The 20,052-nt window shown below is 73.4% G+C and carries 17 protein-coding genes and 2 pseudogenes; 6 read left to right on the top strand and 13 right to left on the bottom strand.

From position 1 onward, the window contains the following. The first annotated feature begins 16 nt into the window (after nucleotides 1-16). Genes JK364_RS44805 through JK364_RS44815 form a run of 3 tightly spaced genes read left to right on the top strand, consistent with a single transcriptional unit; the run spans nucleotide 17 to nucleotide 2,866 of the window. Nucleotides 17-541 (top strand): DoxX family protein, encoded by a 525-nt coding sequence (locus JK364_RS44805; protein WP_201857201.1) that lies wholly within the window; start codon nucleotides 17-19, stop codon nucleotides 539-541. Further along, complete coding sequence (locus tag JK364_RS44810; RefSeq protein WP_201857202.1) at nucleotides 522-1,262, top strand: YoaK family protein; 741 nt, start codon at nucleotides 522-524, stop codon at nucleotides 1,260-1,262. Before JK364_RS44805 ends, JK364_RS44810 begins: the two co-directional genes overlap by 20 nt. Beyond that, entirely contained in the window at nucleotides 1,259-2,866 is a 1,608-nt protein-coding gene (locus JK364_RS44815) for an MFS transporter (RefSeq protein ID WP_201857203.1), read from the top strand. Before JK364_RS44810 ends, JK364_RS44815 begins: the two co-directional genes overlap by 4 nt. A gap of 63 nt (nucleotides 2,867-2,929) precedes the next feature. Here JK364_RS44815 and JK364_RS44820 read toward each other — a convergent pair. The 4 genes and pseudogenes from JK364_RS44820 to JK364_RS58230 all read right to left on the bottom strand — a co-directional run. Then, nucleotides 2,930-3,141: pseudogene (locus JK364_RS44820) on the bottom strand (ubiquinone-dependent pyruvate dehydrogenase); the annotation flags it as partial. 345 nt (nucleotides 3,142-3,486) lie between these two features. Continuing rightward, on the bottom strand, nucleotides 3,487-4,134 hold the full coding sequence (locus JK364_RS44825; RefSeq protein ID WP_201857204.1) for an FMN reductase: 648 nt from the start codon (nucleotides 4,132-4,134) through the stop codon (nucleotides 3,487-3,489). Continuing rightward, entirely contained in the window at nucleotides 4,131-5,219 is a 1,089-nt protein-coding gene (locus tag JK364_RS44830; RefSeq protein ID WP_201857205.1) for an LLM class flavin-dependent oxidoreductase, read from the bottom strand. Before JK364_RS44830 ends, JK364_RS44825 begins: the two co-directional genes overlap by 4 nt. Then, nucleotides 5,191-5,475: pseudogene (locus JK364_RS58230) on the bottom strand (hypothetical protein); the annotation flags it as partial. The pseudogene JK364_RS58230 and the gene JK364_RS44830, both read right to left, overlap by 29 nt. Before the next feature lie 118 nt (nucleotides 5,476-5,593). On the opposite strand from JK364_RS58230, the gene JK364_RS44835 reads away from it, so the two are divergent. The 3 genes from JK364_RS44835 (at nucleotide 5,594) to JK364_RS44845 (ending at nucleotide 7,849) form a co-directional block, all read left to right on the top strand. Continuing rightward, on the top strand, nucleotides 5,594-6,220 hold the full coding sequence (locus JK364_RS44835; RefSeq protein ID WP_201857206.1) for a class I SAM-dependent methyltransferase: 627 nt from the start codon (nucleotides 5,594-5,596) through the stop codon (nucleotides 6,218-6,220). Between the two features lie 41 nt (nucleotides 6,221-6,261). Continuing rightward, complete coding sequence (locus tag JK364_RS44840; protein ID WP_201857207.1) at nucleotides 6,262-6,762, top strand: DinB family protein; 501 nt, start codon at nucleotides 6,262-6,264, stop codon at nucleotides 6,760-6,762. 109 nt (nucleotides 6,763-6,871) lie between these two features. Next, nucleotides 6,872-7,849, top strand: a complete 978-nt coding sequence (locus JK364_RS44845; RefSeq protein WP_201857234.1) for an alpha/beta fold hydrolase — start codon at nucleotides 6,872-6,874, stop codon at nucleotides 7,847-7,849. 81 nt (nucleotides 7,850-7,930) lie between these two features. Here the strand turns inward: JK364_RS44845 and JK364_RS57280 are convergent, their stop codons facing one another. The 9 genes from JK364_RS57280 to JK364_RS44890 form a co-directional block, all read right to left on the bottom strand. Then, on the bottom strand, nucleotides 7,931-9,454 hold the full coding sequence (locus JK364_RS57280) for an ATP-binding cassette domain-containing protein (RefSeq protein WP_201857208.1): 1,524 nt from the start codon (nucleotides 9,452-9,454) through the stop codon (nucleotides 7,931-7,933). Continuing rightward, nucleotides 9,451-11,163, bottom strand: coding sequence for an ATP-binding cassette domain-containing protein (locus JK364_RS44855; protein ID WP_201857209.1), 1,713 nt, complete (start codon nucleotides 11,161-11,163; stop codon nucleotides 9,451-9,453). Before JK364_RS44855 ends, JK364_RS57280 begins: the two co-directional genes overlap by 4 nt. Beyond that, nucleotides 11,160-12,422, bottom strand: coding sequence for a cytochrome d ubiquinol oxidase subunit II (locus JK364_RS44860; protein ID WP_201857210.1), 1,263 nt, complete (start codon nucleotides 12,420-12,422; stop codon nucleotides 11,160-11,162). The genes JK364_RS44855 and JK364_RS44860 overlap by 4 nt, the downstream gene beginning before the upstream one ends. Further along, nucleotides 12,415-13,776, bottom strand: a complete 1,362-nt coding sequence (locus JK364_RS44865; RefSeq protein WP_201857211.1) for a cytochrome ubiquinol oxidase subunit I — start codon at nucleotides 13,774-13,776, stop codon at nucleotides 12,415-12,417. The genes JK364_RS44860 and JK364_RS44865 overlap by 8 nt, the downstream gene beginning before the upstream one ends. Before the next feature lie 19 nt (nucleotides 13,777-13,795). Continuing rightward, entirely contained in the window at nucleotides 13,796-13,939 is a 144-nt protein-coding gene (locus tag JK364_RS44870) for a hypothetical protein (RefSeq protein ID WP_201857212.1), read from the bottom strand. Nucleotides 13,940-14,075: 136 nt separating this feature from the next. Then, a complete protein-coding gene (locus JK364_RS44875) occupies nucleotides 14,076-15,044 on the bottom strand; it encodes a helix-turn-helix domain-containing protein (protein WP_201857213.1) in 969 nt (322 codons plus the stop codon). Continuing rightward, entirely contained in the window at nucleotides 15,038-16,066 is a 1,029-nt protein-coding gene (locus JK364_RS44880; RefSeq protein ID WP_201857214.1) for an AraC-like ligand-binding domain-containing protein, read from the bottom strand. The genes JK364_RS44875 and JK364_RS44880 overlap by 7 nt, the downstream gene beginning before the upstream one ends. 69 nt (nucleotides 16,067-16,135) lie before the next feature. Then, nucleotides 16,136-17,101 carry an alpha/beta hydrolase gene (locus JK364_RS44885; protein ID WP_201857215.1) on the bottom strand — a complete coding sequence of 322 codons (966 nt, stop codon included), beginning with the start codon at nucleotides 17,099-17,101 and terminating at the stop codon, nucleotides 16,136-16,138. A 33-nt stretch (nucleotides 17,102-17,134) separates the two neighbouring features. Beyond that, entirely contained in the window at nucleotides 17,135-19,915 is a 2,781-nt protein-coding gene (locus JK364_RS44890) for a helix-turn-helix transcriptional regulator (RefSeq protein WP_230993464.1), read from the bottom strand. Between the last annotated feature and the right edge of the window lie 137 nt (nucleotides 19,916-20,052).

Consider the following 20,052-nt stretch of genomic DNA (forward strand, 5'->3'; position numbering starts at 1 on the left):
GAACAGGCAGGAAGACATGGATGCTGGACTGCTGGTCCTCCGGCTGCTGGCGGGACTCCTCATCGCCGGCCACGGAGTGCAGAAGGTGAGCTTCCACCTCGGGGGCAATGGCTTGGTGGGTGGAACGGAGGAGTTCCGGCATGACGGTTTCCGCGGCGGCCGGCTGACCGCGATCGTCGCGGGCGGCAGCCAGATCGGCGCCGGTCTGTTCCTGGCAGCCGGACTGCTCACACCGCCGGCGGCGATGGCGGCGATGGGCGTGATGACGGTCGCGGGCACGGTCAAGTGGCCCAAGGGCCTGTGGGTGCAGAACGACGGGTACGAGTATCCGCTGGTCCTGGTCGTCATCTCGGTGTCCCTGGCCCTCACCGGGCCCGGCCGGTGGTCCGTCGACCACGCGCTGGGCCTCACCCCGTGGCCGCTGTGGCTCGTCCTCGCGACGATCGTCATCGGCCCCACGAGCGGGCTGCTCACCCGCGCGGTGCTGCACCGCACCCCGGCCGCACCGGAAGGAGCTCCCCGTGCGCAGGCTGCTGACTGACGCGCTCCATACGCTGGTACCGCCCCGGGACGACCGCCACGGCCCGTTGCCTCCCCTGATGCTGGCGCTGACGGTGGTCACCGGGCTGGTCGACGCGGTGAGTTATCTGTCGCTCGGGCATGTCTTCGTCGCCAACATGACCGGCAACGTGGTGTTCCTCGGCTTCGCGCTGGCGGGCGCCCCGAACCTGTCCGCGCTCGCCTCCGTCGTCGCCCTGGCCGCGTTCCTCGTCGGGGCGCTGGCCGGGGGGCGGCTGGGCGCCCGGTTCGCCGCACACCGCGGGAATCTGCTGAGGACGGCGACGGCCGCGCAGAGCGTGCTGGTCGCCGTCACGGTGGCCGTCACCGCGGTCACCGACGGCCGGGTCGGCACCGGCGTGCAGTACACGCTGATCGTGTTTCTGGGGCTCGGCATGGGCCTGCAGAACGCGGTGGCCCGACGCCTCGGTGTACCCGACATGACCACGACCGTCCTGACGCTGACCCTGACGGGCCTGGCCGCGGACTCCACCCCGGCGGGCGGTGCCGCGCCCCGGCCCGGCCGCCGGATCCTGTCCGTGCTCGCCATGCTGCTCGGCGCGTTCGCCGGAACCCAACTCCTGCTCCACGGCCATCTGGTGCTCACCCTGGGCCTGGCCCTGCTGCTCCTGGCCCTGACCTCCCTGACGACGCACCGGCTGTCCAGCGGCGACCCCGCCTGGACCCGGTCGGGAGCAGCATGAGCGGCGCTGCCACCGACTCTCCGTGGGCGCCCTTCGCGGCACGTGTCTTCCGGGCGCTGTGGATCGCCCAGTTGGTCTCCAACATCGGCAGCTGGATGCAGACGGTGGGCGCCCAGTGGCTGCTGGTCGGGGACAGTGCCGCGCTGGTGACGCTGGTGCAGACGGCCGCCGGCCTGCCGGTCGTGCTGCTGGCCCTGCCCTCCGGGGTGATCGCCGACCGCTTCGACCGGCGCTCGGTGCTGGTGACCGCGCAGTTCGCGATGCTCGCGGTGTCCGGTGTGCTCGCCGTGCTGGCGTTCCTGGATGCCCTGTCGCCGACGGTACTGCTGCTCCTGACCTTCCTGCTGGGCTGCGGGACCGCGCTGATGGGCCCGGCCTGGCAGGCCATCCAGCCCGAGCTGGTGGAGCGGGAACGGCTCGGTCAGGCGGCGGCGCTGGGCGCGGTGAACATGAACCTGGCGCGTGCCGTCGGCCCGGCGCTCGGCGGGGCGGTGGTCGCGGCGGCGGGCGCGGGCTGGGTCTTCGCCTTCAATGCGGCGTCCTATCTGGGCATCGCGGCGGTCCTGCTGCTGTGGCGGCGCCCCGCCACGGCGGCGGCCCCGCCCGCCCGGCACGAAGGGCTGATGGCCGCCCTGTACGCCGGCCGCCGCTACGTCTGGAACGCGCCCGGCGTCCGCCGCGTCCTGCTCCGCACGCTCCTGTTCATCCCCGGCGGTGCCGCGCTGTGGGCCCTGCTGCCGCTGACCGCGAGCCGCTCCCTGGGCCTCGGCTCGGGTGGCTACGGACTGCTGCTCGCGGCGGTCGGGGCCGGCGCGGTGGGCGGGGCCTTCCTGCTGCCCCGCGCCCGCCGCCTGCTCGGCGCCAACGGCATCCTCGCGGTCGGCGCCCTGGTGTTCGCCGGGGTGCTCACGGTGCTGGCCACGGTCCATGTGCCGGGGCTGGTCGCGCTCGCCCTGCTGCCCGCGGGCCTCGCCTGGATCGCCGTCCTGTCCACGCTCAACGCGGCCGTGCAGACCCGGCTCCCGGGCTGGGTCAGGGCACGCGGGCTCGCCGTGTACCTCCTGGTCTTCCAGGGCGGGCAGGCGCTGGCGGCGCCCCTGTGGGGTGCGGTGGCCGACTGGCTCGGGCTGAGCGCCGCTCTGCTGATCGCCGGCGGCGCCATGCTGCTCAGTGCGGCCAGCGTACGCCGGTGGCCGCTGCGCGAGGCCGAGGGCATCAACCCCACGTCGTCGGACCACTGGCCGGTGCCTCCCCTGGTGTTCGAGCCGGGGGAGGCCGACGGCCCGGTCCTGGTCTCCGTCGTCTACCGGGTCCCGGTGGAGCGACGGGCCGAGTTCACGGACCGGATGCACCGCGTGGCCCGCTCCCGGCGCCGTACCGGAGCCCTGTCCTGGGGCCTCTACCAGGACGGCCATGACCCGGAGCGCTTCGTCGAGAACTACCTCGTCTCCTCCTGGGCGGAGCACCGGGCCCAGCACCACGTCCGGCTGACGGCCACCGACCGCCGGTTCGAGGAGGAGGCCCGAGCGCTGCTCACCCCGGGCATCGCCCCCGAGGTGACGCATGCCTTCGACACCTCGGGCGGACCGGCGGTACTGCCCTGAGCCTCAAGGGCGTCGCCGGAGAGCGAAAGGGCCTGGCGGCCACGGTCGAGGAACTGTGCGCCGACCGTCTGGGGCATGCGCGTGCCGCTCCAGCATGCGGTCGAGGAACCGGCACGACGGCTTCTCCCGCACGGCGGGCGTCAGGCACATCGCAGGGTCTCGCCCACGTCTCCCCAGACGGCGAGGTCGAGCCGGGCGCGCCGGGCGAGCCGCTCGGGCCGGACGTCGACCTGGACCGTGCGCACATGGCGGGGCAGGAATTCGGTGTACGGGAAGAGCCACTCCTTCGCCTCCGCCGGCACCGCCGAGGGCCGCCACGTCGGCGGGCCACGCCGACGAGCCCGGGCGAACCGGACTTGACCACCAGCGCACGAGATCGCTTCCGGAAAGCGCACCGGCGAGCGGTCGGCGCGGTTCGGGCCGCGGCCACCGACAGCTGGAGCGCGGTCAGCCCCTTCGGTGCCGCCCTGCCGGTGCCAGGGCTGCTGTATGGCTCACCGAGCGCAGGAACGGCGCTACGGCCGCCCGGAGAGCTCCCGGCGGCCGTAGCGGCGCTGTCGCGCCACATCACCCGAAGCGCGCTCTTCTCGGTTGAACCGGGTGACGTGAACGCGTTCTTCTCAGTCGAACCGCAGGTCGGACAGCTGCCGTTCGAGAGCGCTGATCTCGTCCCCGGGCTCCGGGTCGGCCGGACGGGCGGCCATCAGCGCGGCCAGTTCGCCGCCCGCCCGGCGGATGCGCGTGGGCAGTCCCCCGGCGTACTCGCCGCCGCCGGTCCCCCAGTCCTCGGACGCCGCGAACACACCGGTCGGTACGACGACGGCGCGCAGGTGGGCGAAGAGCGGGCGCAGCGCGTGCTCCAGGACCAGGGAGTGCCGGGCCGTACCACCCGTCGCGGCGACGAGGACCGGCCTGCCGGTGAGGGCGCCGGGGTCGATCAGATCGAAGAACGACTTGAACAACCCGCTGTAGGAGGCGCTGAACACGGGGGTCACGGCAATCAGGCCGTCGGCGCCCGTCACCGCGTCGATGGCGGCGGCCAGTGGGAGCGGCGGGAATCCGGTGACAAGGTTGTTGGCGATGGCGACAGCCAGTTCGCGCAGCTCGACGACGCGGCTCTCCACCTCATACCCCCGCATCCCGAGTTCGCCGTGAACCGCCTCGGTGAGCCGGTCCGCGAGCAGGCGGGTGCCGGACGGCGTGCTCAGCCCGGCCGACACGGCGACGAGCCTCACCGGGCGGCCTCCGGCCGTGGCGGTGAGACTCATGCGGCGGCCTCCTGCCGTGCGGCGGCGAGCAGGGCGGCGTGGGTGGGTGCCTCGGGCACGTCCGCCGGCCGCCTGGCCGCGAACTCCTCGCGCAGGACGGGTACGACCTCTTCACCCAGGATGTCGATCTGCTCCAGCACGGTCTTCAGCGGCAGCCCGGCGTGGTCCATCAGGAACAGTTGCCGCTGGTAGTCGCCGACCGTCTCGCGGAAGGTCAGCGTCCGCTCGATGACCTGTTGGGGGGAGCCCACGGTCAGCGGGGTCTGCTCGGTGAAGTCCTCCAGGGACGGCCCGTGCCCGTAGACGGGCGCGTTGTCGAAGTAGGGCCGGAACTCCCGTACCGCGTCCTGGGAGTTCTTCCGCATGAACACCTGGCCGCCGAGCCCGACGATCGCCTCCTCGGGCCGTCCATGGCCGTGGAAGGCGTACCGCCGCCGGTACAGCTGGACCATGCGCCGGGTGTGGTCGGCCGGCCAGAAGATGTTGTTGTGGAAGAAGCCGTCACCGTAGAAGGCCGCCTGCTCGGCTATCTCCGGGGACCGGATCGAGCCGTGCCAGACGAACGGCGGTACGCCGTCCAGCGGACGGGGTGCGGCGGTGAACCCCTGGAGCGGGGTGCGGAACGTCCCCTCCCAGTCGACGACGTCCTCGCGCCACAGACGGCGCAGCAGTGCGTAGTTCTCCTTGGCGAGGTCGAGGCCCCGCCGGATGTCCTGCCCGAACCACGGGTAGACGGGCCCGGTGTTGCCGCGTCCCAGCATCAGGTCCACCCGGCCGTCGGCCAGGTGTTGGAGCATCGCGTAGTCCTCGGCGATCTTCACCGGGTCGTTGGTGGTGATCAGCGTCGTGGCGGTGGACAGGATCAGCTTCTCGGTGCGGGCGGCGATATGACCGAGCATCGTGGTCGGGGAGGAGGGCACGAACGGCGGGTTGTGGTGCTCGCCGGTCGCGAAGACGTCGAGGCCGGCCTCCTCCGCCTTGAGCGCGATGGCGACCATCGCCTTGATGCGTTCGTGCTCCGAGGGAGTACGTCCCGTGGTCGGGTCGGTCGTCACATCACCGACCGTGAAAATGCCGAATTGCATGGTTTTCTCTTCTTCCGGCGAGTTGCGTCGCGCATGCGCGGGATGCGCCGAACCCTAGTGGCCGCCCGCCCGGCCGCCATGACCGTGCGCGCACCGGAACGAACCCTCCAGTGCCCTGCCGGTCCGCTTCCTCGGGCCACGGTGACCAGGTCTTCTCGGCCCTCAACGCCGGCGGCCGAGCGGCGGCACAAAGTTCACGCACGCCGCCGTCGGCGCTGCCCAGCCAGTGGGGCAGGGACGTGTCGAACTCGGCCGCAGGTCGCGCTGCTGCCCGTCTTGGGATCCATCGGGCCACCTTGCTATTACCGCAACTTTCCGTGCCAGTTCTTGGAGTGCCTGGCAAGACTGAGCGCACACCGACACAAGGAGCCCTGATGAGCACCACCGATGCGGTCGCGTTCTGGGACGGCGTCTACGCGGCCCGGCCGACGGCCGGCGACCCGCGGCCCAATGCCCGCCTCACCGAGACGGTGACGGGCCTGCCGCCCGGTGACGCGCTGGACCTCGGATGCGGCAACGGCGGCGACGCGCTGTGGCTCGCCGGCCAGGGGTGGCAGGTCACCGCCGTCGACATCTCGGCCGTGGCGGTCGAACGACTCGCCGCCCTCGCCCGCTCACACGGCCTGAGCGACCACGTCACCACCGTGCGGCACGACGTGCACACCTCCTTCCCGCCCGGCGCATTCGACCTGATCTGCGCCCACTACCTGCACACCCCGTACGAGCTGGACCGGGCGACCGTCCTGCGCTCGGCCGCGCACGCACTGCGCCCGGACGGGCGGCTGCTGGTCGTCGACCACGGCTCGACCGCGCCATGGTCGTGGAACCAGGACCCCGATACCCGGTACCCGAGCCCGCGGGAGGTCGCCGCCGATATCGATCTGGCCCCGGAGACCTGGACGCTCGAGCGGGCCGACACACCCCGCCGGATCGCGACCGGCCCCGGCGGGCAGACCGCCGAGGTCACCGATCACGTCCTCCTCATCCGCCGCACCACCTGACCCGGTGCCCCAACGCCCCCAACGAAGGAAGGCGACCACTGTTGCCCAGCACCACGCACCACAACCGCCGCCGCGACACCCCGCCGCCCCGGACCGGAAGCAGCGAGACCGAGACCCTGCGCGGATTCCTCGACTACCTCCGGACCTCGATCGCCGCGAAGGTCGACGGCGCCCCCGAGCCGCGGGTGCGAACAGCCGCGGTGCCGTCGGGCACAAACCTGCTCGGCCTGCTCAACCACCTGACCTTCGTCGAGCGCTCGATATTCCTCGGGGACGATGTCACCGACTGGCAGGCGACGTTCCACGCCGCACCGGCGGACAGCGTGGCCGAGGTCGTCGCCCGCTACCGGGACGCGGTCAAGCGCGCGAACGACGTTCTCGACGGGTGCACCGATCTCGGCGCACCGGTCCCCCGGCCACGGCCGGACCGCCCCGCTCCCAGCGTCCGCTGGGCACTCACCCACATGATCGAGGAGACCGGCCGGCACGCGGGCCACGCGGACATCCTCCGCGAACTCATCGACGGCACGACCGGCCGCTGACCCCACCCTCTCCACTGACCCGCCCTCTCCAGAACGGGAACACATGACCACAGCACCACAGCCGTCGCCACGCCGCTTCCGCCGATCCACCCACACGGTGGCAACCGTGATGCTCACGCTCCTGCTCACGATCGCCACCGCGGCCTGTTCCACGTCCACGTCCACGCCGGCAGCCGGCGACGACGTTCCCGCCTACGCCGCCGCCACCCAGGACGATCCCCGGTTCAAGAAGACCTTCCGGCACAAGTTCGCCGACGTCGACGGCGTCCGTATGCACTACGTGACCGGCGGCAGCGGCACACCGGTCGTGCTGATACACGGTTGGCCACAGACCTGGTACGGCTGGTGGCCGATCATGCCGGACCTCGCCAAGCACCACACCGTCTACGCCATCGACCTTCCCGGACTGGGCGACAGCACCGGCTCACCGACCGGCTACGACAAAGCCACGCTGGCGCGGTATGTGCACAAGCTGATCGCCGATCGGCTCGGGGTGGGTGACGCCCGTGTCATCGGGCACGACTGGGGCGCCGCGGTGGCATTCCAGTACGCGAGCCAATTCCCCGACGACACCGCACGCCTCGGCTACCTCGACCTGCCACTGCCCGGGCCCGCGGTCGACGCACCCACCTACCGCTCACTGAGCTGGCACATCGCCTTTCACTCCCAGCGACGGGTCCCCGAGGCGGTCGTAGGCGACGATGTCCGCGAGTACCTGGCACTGTTCTATCCCCAGGTCTCGTTCGGTGGCACGGCGTTCGGTGGCACCTCCAACCGGTCCCCGTTCACCAAAACCGAGATCGACGAGTACGCACGAACCTACAGCCGGCCCAAGGTTCTGTCGGGCGGCTTCGGGCTCTACCGCGCCCTCGACAAAGACGTCCGCGACACCGTGGCAGCGGCACCGGTACGTGTTCCGGCCCTGGTCATGACCGCCCAAGGGCAGCTCAGCGCGATCCGGGGCACAGTGGCCCCGCGCCTGACCAACATCGTGCGGTCGGTGGATGTGCCGAAGGCCGGCCACTGGCTCGTCGAGGAGAACCCCCGGTTCGTCAGCGCCGAGCTGTCGCGTTTCCTCGACGGATGACCATGCCGCCGAGGCGGCGTCGACGCTGCGAGCCGGCCGCTGTGGTCCAAGGTGGACGCTCTGGAGCCGACTCGGTGATGCCTACGTCGCTCGGGCCATCAGCTCGATCCGGCCGTCAACCGGAAAGGGAAGGAGGTCGTGGTCGCGGTCGGGCAGCGCGATCACGAAAGCGGTGGCGGGAAGGGCGGAGCGGACGGCGCCCAGGACGCGGCGGGCGGTGGCCCGGTCGAGTCCGGTGGTCGGCTCGTCCAGCAGCAGGACCGGTGGGTCGCGCAGCACGGCCCGGGCGAGGGCGAGCCGGCGGCGCTGCCCCTGGGAGAGCCTGCCGCCGTTCGGACCCACCGCGAAGTCCGGCGGGATGTCGTCCAGGTCGACCAGGCCCAGCACCTCGGCGAGTCGTTCCGGGCCCGCGTCCGGGGCGGCCAGCCGCAGGTTCTCGGCGACGGTCGCGTCGGCGAGCCAGTCCTCGGCCTCGACCAGGGTCAGAGCCCGCGGGGTCGCGCGGCCCGCCAGCCGGGCCAACAGCGTGCTCTTTCCACTGCCGTTGGGGCCGGTCACCAAGGTAGTGGTGCCCGGTTCGGCATCGAGGGTCACCGGTGTCTCCCCGGCCGGCAGGTCAGGGACGGCGTGCAGCGCCGGCAGGTCAGGGACGGCGTTCAGCGGGGCCAGCCGCTCCGCCGCGGCGCGCGCCCGGCCGTACGCCGACAGCACCCTCGGCAGTCGCTCGACGAGCTCGTATCCGGCGGCGATCAGCAGGACCTCACCGATCGCGGCGGACACGGACTGCGCCGTCGCCGCGAGGTCCAGGGCGAGGAGCAGGACGAGACACTGGCCGAGCGCGCCCAGCAGCCGGAGGGCCGACTGGCCTGCGCGCAGGGCCCGTCGGGTGTCCTCGTCGGCACGATGGGCGCGCTCGAGCGCCTCCGCGATCCGGGCCCGGGCCGGCGCCACCGCGTCGAGGCAGATCAGTTCGGGCAACGCGTCCCGTGCGCCCAGGAGTTCGGTCCGTACGACGGCCTGCTCCCGCGCCGTCCGCCGTACCGCGTCCTCCGCCCGCCGGTGCGCCGCCGCGGCGGTCGCGGCGGCGAGCAGGAACACCAGTAGTTCCGCCGCGCCCAGCCATGTGCCGGCGTGCCACAGCAGCGCGGTCACGACCGCCGCCGTCACCGCCGTACTCGCCAGCGGGGCCAGGACGTCGGCGGGGAGCGCGCCGACGGTCGTGACGTCGTCGGTGAGCCGGCTCAGCAAGGCTCCGTCCCGCAGCGCGCGCAGCTCCCGCGTCGGCAGGGCCGCGCCACCGCGCACCAGCCGGGCCCGGAGCGCCACCGTGGCGTTGAGCAGGACACGGTGGCTGACCAGGCGCTCCGCGTAGCGCAGCCCGGTGCGCGAGAGGGCGAGGGCACGTACGGCGGCGGACGGATACACCCACGACCACGTGGTGTCGGCCCGTACCGTGACCAGGGCGCACGCCGTGAGGAACCAGCCGGACACCCCGAGCAGGGTGGCGGCGGACAGTTCGGCCGCCCCGGCGAGGAGCAGGCCGTACAGCAGATCGCGCCGTCGGGCCGCCGACCTCAGCAGCCGCAGCGGTCGTGCCGGGGTCATGCGAGCCTCCCCCGCTCCAGGGTGATCACCCGGTCGGCGAGGGGCAGGAGGGCCGGGCTGTGGGTGGCCAGCAGGACGGTCCGGTGCCGGGCCAGCCGGCGCAGTGCCCCCACCATGGCCGTCTCGGCGTCCGGGTCGAGGTGTGCGGTCGGTTCGTCCAGGCAGAGCAGCGGGGCGTCCCGCAGCAGAGCGCGGACGAAGACCAGTTGCTGCGACTGGCCGGAGGACAGGCCGAATCCGCGTTCGCCCACGGGTGTGTCGAGTCCGTCGGGCAGCGCGGCCAGGAGCCCGGCGAAGCCCGGTTCGTCGAAGACGGCGAGGAGTTCGGGGTCCGTGGCGTCGGGCCGGGCGAGCCGGAGGTTCTCGCGCACACTCCCCGGGAGCAGGAAGCCCGGCTGGCCGGCCCAGGCCACGTTCGCGGGAGTCGCCCCCTCGGGCCCGTGCAGGGCGCTGCCCCGGTCGGGCACCAGCAGTCCGGCCGCCACGGACAGGAGCGTGGACTTGCCGGCGCCGCTCGTGCCGGTCACGGCGACGAACTCCCCCGCGTGGACGTCCAGTTCGACCCTGTCCAGGGCGGGTCGCGTCCGTCCGGGGTGGACGACGGACACCTCGCGGAGGTGGACGGACAGGGGCGCGGCGCCGCGGGCGGCCGGGCGGCGGTGCTCGGGGGCCGTACCCCGCATGGCCCCGGCGATCAGGTCGGCCGCGGCCGCCGCCTGGGCGCGGGCGTGGTAGCCGCGGGCCAGTTCCCGCGCCGGGGCGAAGTAGGCGGGCGTGAGCGTCAGCACGAACAGGGCGGTCGCGAGGCTCATGTGGTCCGGTACGCCGGGCAGGCGCAGGTAGTCCAGGAGCACCAGGCCGCAGTAGGTGGCGACGACGGCGAGCGTGCCCGTGATGAGCAGTTCCACCCAGGCGGTGGACAGGAAGGCCACCCGCAGGACGAGGGTGGTGCGGCGGGCGAGTTCCTCGTCGTCCCGGCGCAGGGCCCATGCCGCCGTCTCCTGCGCACCGAGCCCGACCAGGGTCGGCAGTCCGCGCAGTTGGTCCAGGAGCCGGCCGTGCAGGGCGCGGACGGCACCGAGCTGGGCCTGCACGGCCGCCTTCGTCCCCATCCCGATGACCTTGAGGTTGGCCGGCAGCAGCGGGGTGGCCAGCACCAGCAGGAGGGCCACGAACCAGCTGCGCAGAGCGATGGCGGCGAGGACGACACCGCTGCCGAGCAGCATCGCGCGTCGGGCGGGGACGTAGTCGGTGAGCCAGTCGTCGAGGCGGGTGACCTCGGCGTCCAGGGCCTCGGCGTAGGCGACGTCCGCGAGTCCCCGGCGCGGTGCCCGCCCCGGCAGTGCCGCGCGCAGGACGCGGGCGCGCAGCACGGACCGTACCCGGGCGGCGCCCGTCGCCGCCGCCCGGTCGGCCGCCGCCAGCAGCGCGGCGCGCAGCACCAGGCCGACGCCCATGACCCCGGCGGCCGGTGCGACGGCGGCCGCCGCGGTGTGCACCTGCTGTGCGGCGAGACCTCGTTGGGCGGCCCAGCCGAGGCCGGCCGCCCAGAGGACGGTGCCGAGCTGTGCGAGGCCGCGCAGGGTGCCCGCCCGGCGCAGCTCCGGTTCGCCGATCCGCGCCCAGGCCCGCAGTCGGCGCGTCGAGGCCCGCTCGTCCGCGCCGTCGCCGTCGGCGAGCTCCGCCACCAGGGCCGCGGTGTCGGTCACGGGCGCTCCCCGCCGGGCAGATCGTACTCGCCGAGCCGCTGGGCCCGGCGGTCCCCGAGGATCCAGGCGATGAGCGCGGTGCCGGACAGCAGGGCGACGCCGAGGGGGTCCACCCAGGCCGACTCGCCGCCGAAGATGTCCTGGGAGACGGCCGCCAGCAGGATGCCGAGCAGGGTCAGCAGCGTCCGGCGCACGATGACGACGACGCGGGGTTCCGTTGGTGGCACGAACGGGCCGGCCGATCCGTCGTCCGGTGCCGTCGTGGTCGGCGACCGCCGCCCGGCCTCCCGGAACTTCCCCCGGAAGACCCACCAGGCATAGATGTTGTAGGCCAGCACGAACGGCATGCACAGTCCGACCCCGACCACCAGGAACACCTGCGAACCCGGCGGGCTGGACGCCTCGTGCAGGGTCAGGGACGGCGGTACGACAACCGGTGCCGTCGCCGCCACCAGCGCCAGCAGCCCCGCGGCCTCCGCGCCCAGCACCGCCGCGAACGGCCGCCAGTCCGGCCGCCGCCCGAAGCCGTACCAGGCCACCGCGGAGCAGACCACGGCGGCGGCCACGGCGAGGCCGAAGAGCGTGGCACGCAGGGGCTGTTCGAAGTGGAAGTACTGCGGGTCGGCGGCCTCCAGACCGAAGCCGAGGACCAGCGCGGCCACGACGGTCGCGCCGAGCAGCGGACGGCCGAGCCGGCCCGCCCACTCATGGGCCGTTCCCTCCGTCTTGTCCTGCAGCCAGGCGGCACCGGCCAGCAGATACAGGCACACGAGGCCGAGCGCGCACAGCACGCTGTAGGGGGTGAGCCAGGCGAGGGCGTCGCCCGTGAAGTGGCCGCCCCGCTGCGGGAGTCCGGACAGGACCGCGCCGATCACCAGGCCCTGGCAGAGCGTCACGGCGAGCGAGGCCAGCCCGAAGAGCAGCCCCCAGCCGCGGCGGTAGGTGCCGGACGCGCTCTGGAACTCCAGGCCCATGCCACGCAGGATGACCGCGAAGAGCATGGCGATCAGCGGTGGGTACACCCCGGGCAGGACGGTCGCGTACGCCCCGGGGAGTCCGGCCCACAGGGCCACGCCGCCCAGGATGATCCAGCTCTCGTTGGCGTCCCAGGCGGTGGCGATGAGTTCGGTGTACTCGCGGCGCCGCCGCTCACCGCGGTCGAGGAGGCTCAGTATGCCGACGCCGAGGTCGTAGCCGTCCAGGACGACATAGGCCCCGAGCGAGAGCAGGACCAGCGCGTAGGTCAGGTACTCAGACACCGGAGACCTCCGGCCGGCCGGGTCGAAGGTCCACGACCGGTTCCGGACCGGCCTTGACGGTACGGACGATGTAGCGGATCCAGAGGGTGAGCAGGGTCGCGTACAGCAGCACGAACCCGGTCAGGCTGAGAGCCGCCTCGGTGAGGTTGAGGTGGGAGACGGCGTCGGCGGTGCGCAGCTTGCCGTAGACCACCCAGGGCTGGCGTCCGGCCTCGGCGGTGATCCAGCCGCCGGTGATGGCGATGACCCCGGCGGGGGTCATCCACACCAGCCAGCGCAGGAACCGCGGGGAGGTGAACAGGCGGCCGCGCAGGCGCAGGACGAGCCCGGCGAAGGCGGCGGCGAACATGGCCAGGGCGGTGAAGTACATGGCCCGGAAGCCGTAGAAGGCGCTCCACATGTTGGGGCGTTCGTCCGGCGGGGTCCGCAGCAGGCCCGGGACCTTGGCCTCGCCGGTCAGATCGTGTCCGATGGCGGCACCGAGGTAGGGGATCCCGACGCGGAGGTCATTCTTCCCCTGGTCCGTGTCGGGGATGACGACGAGGTTGTAGTCGTTGTTGTCCGTCGTCCAATTGCCCTCGAATGCCTGGAGCTTGGCGGGCTGGCGCCCGCCCATGAAGATGGCGGTGGCGTCTCCGACGTACAGCTGGACGGGCATCAGGATCGCGAGCACGCCCAGTGCCATGGACAGGGTGCGCCGGGCGAACGGCAGGGCGGACGCGCGGCGTTTGACCAGATACCAGGCGCTGATGCCGCCGACGAACCAGGACGCGCTGATCAGTACGGCGAGCAGCATATGCGGGAAGCGGTAGCCGAAGGCCGGGTTGAGGAGCACCTGCCACCAGTCGGTGACGTGGAACTGGCCGTCGGCCTCGGTGTAACCGGCCGGGTCCTGCATCCAGCTGTTGGCGGACAGGATCCAGGTGGTGGAGAGCAGGGTGCCCGCGGCCACCATCCAGGAGGCCAGGGCCATGGTGCGGGGCTTCACCCGGCCGTCGCCGTACAGCATGATCCCGATGAAACCGGCCTCCAGGAAGAAGGCGGTGATCACCTCCATGCCGATGGTGACGCCGATGACCGGGCCGACGGCGTGTGCGTAGATGCCCCAGTTGAGGCCGAACTCGAAGGTCATCACGGTGCCGGCGACCACGCCGAGGCCGAAGCCGACGGCGAAGATCTTCTTCCAGAAGCGGAAGATCTGCAGGTAGAGCGGGTTGCCGGTGCGGACGTACACGGTGTAGGCGACCGCGAGCAGCAGGGAAAGGCCGACGGTGAGCGCTGGGAAGGTCATGTGGAAGATCGCCGTGATCGCGAACTGCCAGCGCGACAGCTCCACGACGGAGGACGAGGCCATGGAGGACTCCAGGAGGTGATCAGAGGTCGCTGCTCTGGCGCGGTTCGGCGACGTAACCGCCGGGGAACCGCACCATCGCGTTGCTTCGGCCCTTGCCGTCGTACGGGCCCCACAGCACCTGTGCGCCCGCCGCCTCGCACCTGCCCATCGCCTTGCGCTTCATGTCGTCCCTTTCTGCCGAAACCCGGTGATCCGCACGGTAGGCGGGGAGGGCGGTGAGAATCGTTCCGAGAGCGCCCGGGATGCGGTCCGACAGGGAACAGACGGCCGCACGGTCCGACTGGGAACAGACGGCGGTGTCAGTCCGCCTGGACCGCGCCCGCCGCCCTGCGCCACTGCGCCGGCGACATCCCGTAACTCTCGCGGAAGGTTCGGCTGAAGTGGGAGGGGCTGGTGAAGCCCCAGCGGTGGGCCACCGCGGCGATCGACCGGTGGGCGGCGCCGGGCCGGGCGAGCTCCTCGCGGGCCGCCTCCAGCCGGCGCGTGCGCACCCAGGCACCCACGGTGGTGCCCTGTCGCTGGAAGAGCCGGTGCAGATAGCGCAGCGAGATGGCGTGCTGGTCGGCGATGTCCTGCGGGGTGAGTCCGGATTCGCCGAGCCGGGTCCGGACGGACGCGGTGATCCGTTCCCACAGGGCCGATTCGGGCTGTCCGCCGGCCCGTTCCAGGGCCACGGTGGCCAGGATCTCCACGACGGTACGGGCGAGTTGTTCGCGCCGGGCCGGGGTGGCCCGGGTGACCTCGTCGACGAGCCCGTCGAGCAGCGGCAGCAGCAGGTCCGCCGCTCCCCCGGCGGCGTCGTCCACCACGGTGGCCGTGAGGGCGCGCAGCTGCCGTTCCTCCAGGCGCAGCGGGGCTCGGGGCACCATGAGGATCCGCGCCCGCTGCCGCTCGGCGAGCACGATCCGGAACGGGCGCCGGGCGTCGTGGAAGGCCAGGTCCCCGGGGTGGAGTTCGGCGGTGCGGCCGTCCTGGAGCAGCAGTGCGGTGCCCTCCAGCTGCCGACGGACCAGGATGTGGCTCCGTGGGTCGGCGGCCACCGAGCGGGCGCCGCGCAGAATCGTTCCGGGACCGAACTCCTCGGTGGCGATCTGGAGGGCACCGAGCCGTTCGGCGGCCAGCTCGCCGATCCACGGGCGGTCGTGCTCCACGGTGACGTCGACGTCCACGTAGGTCCGCGAGAGGGCGCGCTGCCAGGCGGCGAGGCGGTCGCCGGGCACCAGCTCCCGGGTGGAGCAGGACACCCCTGGCGCGTGGCCGGTCAGCATGGCGCCCCTCCCGCCCGCACGCGCCCCAGCCAGTCCGACGGTGACAGCCCGAAGGAGTTGCGGAATGCCTTGCCGAACCCGGCGGGGCCGGCGAACCCCCAGCGCCGGGCGACCTGGCCCAGGCTGACGGAACCCGGAGGCCGCGCGGCGAGTTCCTTGCGGCACTCCCGCAGGCGCTGCTCACGGATCCACTGGCACACGGTGCTGCCCTCGGCCTCGAACAGCCGGTGCAGATAGCGGACCGAGATTCCATGCACCCCGGCGATGGCGGAGGGGGTCAGTCCGGGGTCCGACAGGTGCCAGCGGATGTACGTCCTGATGCGCAGCAGCAGGACACCGTCGGCGCCCGGCAGTTCGGCGGGATCCGCCCCCAGCTGGTCCGCCGCCGTCGCCGCCACCAGGTCGATGACGCTCTCGGCCAGTCGCTCGGCCGTCGGTGTCGGGTACGACCCGGAGGTGTCCGCCAGCCGCTCCAGCAGCGGCGCGAGCAGGGCGGGGAGCCCGCCGCTCGGGCGCACCGACCGCGCGGTGAGCTGCCGCAGGTCGGCCTCCGGGAGCTCCAGCAGCGGACGCGGGACCGCGAAGATCTTCAGCCTGAAGCGCTCCGGGAAGGTGGTGTGGAAGGGGCGGATGGTCTCGAAGAACCCGATGTCACCGGTCCGCAACTCGGTGGTGCGGCCGTCCTGTTCGACCCGGGCCCGGCCGGTGCTCTGGACCGCCACGAACACCTCGCGCCCGTCGCCGCGGGCGATGAAGCGCGGCGCCCGGTGGACCTGGCCGGGGTCGGCTTCCACCGTGGTGATCCGCAGGTCCCCGAGACGGTCGGCGCGCAGGGTCGCGTCGTAGGTGCGGGCTTCGGTGGCGATGTCCATCCCCACCAGGGTGTCGAGCACGGCGTCGTGCCAGTAGTCCAGGCTCTCGCCCGGCGGAACCGAGCGGGTGGTCAGCACAAGGGTTCGCTCACTCGCCGCTGCGGTCGAACGCCGGCGTCTCTCCTCGTAGGAGTCGGTCACGGTTGGCATGCCGCCAGCCTGTCGTGGCGGCGCCGGTCGGCGCATCAGTCGGCCGACTGGTCCTCGTTCCGGTACTCATCACCTCAAACGGGCACGCAGAAAGGCGCATCCGGTCGGAATCGCCGCCCGAGTGGGCACGCTGTCGGCCAGGGCGTGGAGCGCCACGAAGTCGTGGATCGTCCCGAGGAACCGCAGGGACAGCGCCTCGACCCCGGCCTCGGACAGGCGGCGCGCGTAACTCTCGCCCTCGTCGCGGGCCACGTCGGCCTCGGCGGTGACGACCAGGGCCGGCGGCAGCCCCGCCAGCTCTTCCGTGCGCGCCCGCAGCGGTGCCGCGGTGGGTTCGGTCCGCCGGGCCGGGTCGGCGACGTACCGCGCCCAGTAGGCGCGCAGTGCCCGGCGCGTGAGGAGGTAGCCGGTGGCGAACTGCCGTTGCGAGGGGCTGGCGCAGCGGGCGTCGGTGAGCGGGTAGTAGAGCAGCTGCGCGCCGATCCGCGGCCCGTGCCGGTTCTTCGCCAGCATGGTCACGGCGGCCGCCAGCGTGGCCCCGGCGCAGTCCCCCGCCACCGCCAGCCGGCCCGGGTCCAGCGCGAGTTCGTCGGCGTGGGAGACCGCCCAGGTCAGCAGGGCGTAGCACTCCTCCAGGGCCACCGGGTAGCGGGCCTCGGGGGCGCGGCCGTACTCGGGGACCACGGCGCACACGCCCGTGCCGGTGACGAGTTCGCTGATCAGACGGGCGTGGGTCTGCGCGTCGCCGAGCGCCCACCGGCCGCCGTGCAGATACAGGAGGGTCGGGAGGGTGCCGGGCGCCCCGGCCGGGCGGACGGTCCAGAAGCCGAGCAACCGCGACGGGCCGACCGGTGCCACGCGGAATACCGCGTCCACGTCGAAGTCCTCGAACCGGTCGGCCTGGGTCTCCCGCAGCGCCTGCCGCGCCGCGTCCGGGCCGAGGTCGTCGAGAGCGGGCGGCGCGGCCGAGGCGGTGATCAGGCGCTGCACCACGCGGTCGAGGACCACGGCCCTACCCGGTTGTCCGGGCCTCATGGGCTCTCCGCCGGCCGTTCGGCCGCCGCCCCCTCACCGGCCCTGTACCAGGTCACGGAGCTGATGGCGGCTGCTGATGCCGAGCTTGGGATACACGTTGTACAGATGCGAGCCCACGGTGCGCGGCGAGAGGAAGAGCCGCTCACCGATCTCACGGTTCGACAGACCGCGTGCGGCGAGCTGGACGATCTGCCGCTGCTGTGCCGTCAGCCGCTCCAGCGGACCCCCGTCCTCGGGGGCGGGCGCGGCGCCACTGGCGCGCAGTTCGATGTGGGCAGCCGACGCGAGGGCGCCGGCACCGAGGCGTTCGGCGGTCTCCAGGACCGTGGTCAGCTGCTGGCGCGCCTCCAGGGTCCGGCGGCAACGGCGCAGCCAGATGGCGTAGTTGAGGCGGACGTGACCGCGTTCCCACGGCCACCGGTTCGCCCCGTGGTTGACGAGCGCGAGCTGGAAGTGCTCCTCGGCCCCGTCGTCCGGGCCGACCAGGGCGGTGGCGTGGTGCAGGAGCAGCGTCATCCTGGTGCTCGGGCGCTCCCCCTGTTCGGCACGGACCCGCTCCAGGATCGGCAGCGCCTCGGCGGACCGTCCGGTCCGCTGGGCGGTGACCGTGAGTTCGGCGATGCTCCGCGCCGACAGGTAGGGGTGCAGGGGTGCTCCGTCGGCGGTGAACAGTTCGCGCAGTTGCCGCCAGGCGCCTTCCATGTCCCCATGCGCGAGGGCGGCGAGTCCGCGGGCGCGCAGCAGACGGGCGTGGGTGGCCCGGTTCTCGTCCAGGCAGACGGCGCGCCAGACGGCGGGGGTGAGCCGGGGTGTCACCGGAAGGGTTCCGCGCAGCGCCCGCACGGTCAGGGCCTGAGCCTCCAGATCGGCCTGGACACGGGGCAGGCGCAGCACCGCGGCCTCGGTCATGGCGTCCTGGATCACGGTCTCGGCCTCCGGGAACCGCCCGATGGCCACGAGGGCGTCCACGAGGACGAGGACCGACCAGCCGCGCAGACCGAAGGCGCGGGCGGTCCGCAGCCGGTCGTCGGCCGTACGCGACTGCCCCAGGTCCACGTCCGCCTCGTCCGCGTGGTGGGCCACCGCGGCGAGGACCGCCCGGGCGGCCGGCCCGTCCGCTCCTATGGGCGGGGCGCCGTGCGGCCGGCCGGGGCCGGGCCGCGAGCCGGTGGCGGACTGTGGCCGGGCCACCGCGGTGACCAGCGCGTCCAGTGCCCGCCGCAGGTGTGGTGTGTCCAGGCGGACCAGCGGTCCGGCCGCGGCGGGACGCCACCGCTTGGACTCGTGGGCCTGCCGGGCGCGGTCGAGCAGCGTGGACAGGGCCGCCGTGTGCTCCGGCAGACCGGACTGGTAGGCGATGCCCGCCGCCAAGCCCGCGAGCGCGAGCGCGAGGGTCCGGTCGGCCACCGGAAAGTGCTCCGAGACGTCGGCCAGCACCTCGAATGCCTCGCGTTGGGCGGACTCCTGGGAGAGGGCGGAGGCCAGGGCACCGGCCGCGACACAGACGAGTTCCGGATCGGCGGATTCCTGGCCGAGCCGACCGTACAGCTCCCGTACCCAGCCGGGATCGCCCGCCACGTGCGCCGCCGTCAGGGCCTCGGCCAGCCGGCGCGCCCGCTCCGGCCGCCGTGGGCTGAGCCGGGCCGCCTGTTCCAGGGCGTGCGCGGCCGCCACCGCGTCCCCGCGCCGCCAGGCGGAGTCCTCCAGCAGGGTGGCGACGAACGCGTTGGTCCCCACGGTGATGGCGGCCAGGTGACGGGCCCTGGCCTCGGGCAGCACGGCGATCTTGGCGAGGTCACGGTGCGCCTGCCGGCGCTCGCCGGCCGGGCGACGCAGATACGCGGCCGACCGCGCCAGCGGATGCCGGAAGACGAGCCGGTCCTCGACCAGCGTGACGAGTCCGGCCGCTTCCGCCGGCGCCCACACCACGAGGTCGCCGGTGCCCAGGGCCGCCATGACCGCGGCGACGGTCTCGCCGGGCCCCGCGGCCGCCGCGTACAGCAGGGCCCGGCGCGTCTCCGCGGGAAGCGCGTCGAGTCGTACGCCGAAGACGTGCTCCGCGGGCGGGTGCCGCACCACTCCGGCGGGCCCCGGCGCACCGCGGCCCAGTTCCACGAGGGCCAGCGGATTGCCCTCGGCGTCCGCCAGGATCTCCAGCCGGTGCCTGCCCGTGGGCGCCGCCGGCTGCCGGTCGAGGAGCGCGGCGGCCGCGGCGCCGCTCAGCGGGCCCAGCCGCAGGGTCTCGGTGCCGGGCGGCGGGCCGGGCAGGGCCGCCTCGTGGCGTGCGGCGAGCAGCACCGTCAGCGAGCGGCCGGCCAGGAGCCGGGCCGCGGCGAACAGCGCCTCCAGGAAGGCGCGGTCGCACAGGTCGGCGTCGTCCACGCACACCAGCACCGGCCGGGCCGCGGCGAGCCGGTCCAGCAGCGCCGTCACCGCCGCGTGAAACTCCGCCTCGTCCGGTCCGTCGTTCCCTCGCGGTACGGCCGTCAGCACCCGGTGGTGCGCGGCGGGCAGGGCGGCCGGCTCGCCCCGCACCGGCGGGGTCAGCAACTGTCGCAGACAGGCGTGCGCATGCCCCGGGTCCTCGGCCCAGCCCTGCGCGAACAGCACCAGCACGCCGTCGCCGGCGGCCCGCTCCCGGACGTGCCGGAGCACGGTCGTACGCCCGATCCCCTCCTCGCCGAGGAGCAGCAGGGTCTGAGGAGTGCCGGGCTCGCGCGTCACGCACCGCAGGATCCGCTCGATCTCGCCGTCCCGGCCCAGGACGGTGGCCTCGTCGCCGATCATGGACTGCTGGGGTGGGTGAACGGTCATTCACGTACTCCTGTGGCGGTGCGCGTTTTCCCTGGCCAGGGCCATCATGGCGGAGACCGGGGCGGGACGCTTCTGTCACCTGACCAGTCGCCCCCGGTTCCCGCCCTGTCCCTTCACCCACGGTTCCCGTCCTGCCG

The sequence above is a fragment of the Streptomyces endocoffeicus genome (assembly GCF_016741935.1).
Lineage (GTDB): Bacteria > Actinomycetota > Actinomycetes > Streptomycetales > Streptomycetaceae > Streptomyces > Streptomyces endocoffeicus.

Excerpts from the sequence above, each read along its gene's own strand:
- JK364_RS44845 (WP_201857234.1), top strand. The coding sequence starts at position 6,872 with ATGCTCACGCTCCTGCTCACGATCGCCACCGCGGCCTGTTCCACGTCC.
- JK364_RS44815 (WP_201857203.1), top strand. The coding sequence starts at position 1,259 with ATGAGCGGCGCTGCCACCGACTCTCCGTGGGCGCCCTTCGCGGCACGT.
- JK364_RS44805 (WP_201857201.1), top strand. The coding sequence starts at position 17 with ATGGATGCTGGACTGCTGGTCCTCCGGCTGCTGGCGGGACTCCTCATC.
- JK364_RS44890 (WP_230993464.1), bottom strand. The coding sequence starts at position 19,915 with ATGACCGTTCACCCACCCCAGCAGTCCATGATCGGCGACGAGGCCACC.
- JK364_RS44835 (WP_201857206.1), top strand. The coding sequence starts at position 5,594 with ATGAGCACCACCGATGCGGTCGCGTTCTGGGACGGCGTCTACGCGGCC.
- JK364_RS44825 (WP_201857204.1), bottom strand. The coding sequence starts at position 4,134 with ATGAGTCTCACCGCCACGGCCGGAGGCCGCCCGGTGAGGCTCGTCGCC.
- JK364_RS44830 (WP_201857205.1), bottom strand. The coding sequence starts at position 5,219 with ATGCAATTCGGCATTTTCACGGTCGGTGATGTGACGACCGACCCGACC.
- JK364_RS44870 (WP_201857212.1), bottom strand. The coding sequence starts at position 13,939 with ATGAAGCGCAAGGCGATGGGCAGGTGCGAGGCGGCGGGCGCACAGGTG.
- JK364_RS44865 (WP_201857211.1), bottom strand. The coding sequence starts at position 13,776 with ATGGCCTCGTCCTCCGTCGTGGAGCTGTCGCGCTGGCAGTTCGCGATC.
- JK364_RS44880 (WP_201857214.1), bottom strand. The coding sequence starts at position 16,066 with ATGCCAACCGTGACCGACTCCTACGAGGAGAGACGCCGGCGTTCGACC.
- JK364_RS44875 (WP_201857213.1), bottom strand. The coding sequence starts at position 15,044 with ATGCTGACCGGCCACGCGCCAGGGGTGTCCTGCTCCACCCGGGAGCTG.
- JK364_RS44885 (WP_201857215.1), bottom strand. The coding sequence starts at position 17,101 with ATGAGGCCCGGACAACCGGGTAGGGCCGTGGTCCTCGACCGCGTGGTG.
- JK364_RS57280 (WP_201857208.1), bottom strand. The coding sequence starts at position 9,454 with ATGACCCCGGCACGACCGCTGCGGCTGCTGAGGTCGGCGGCCCGACGG.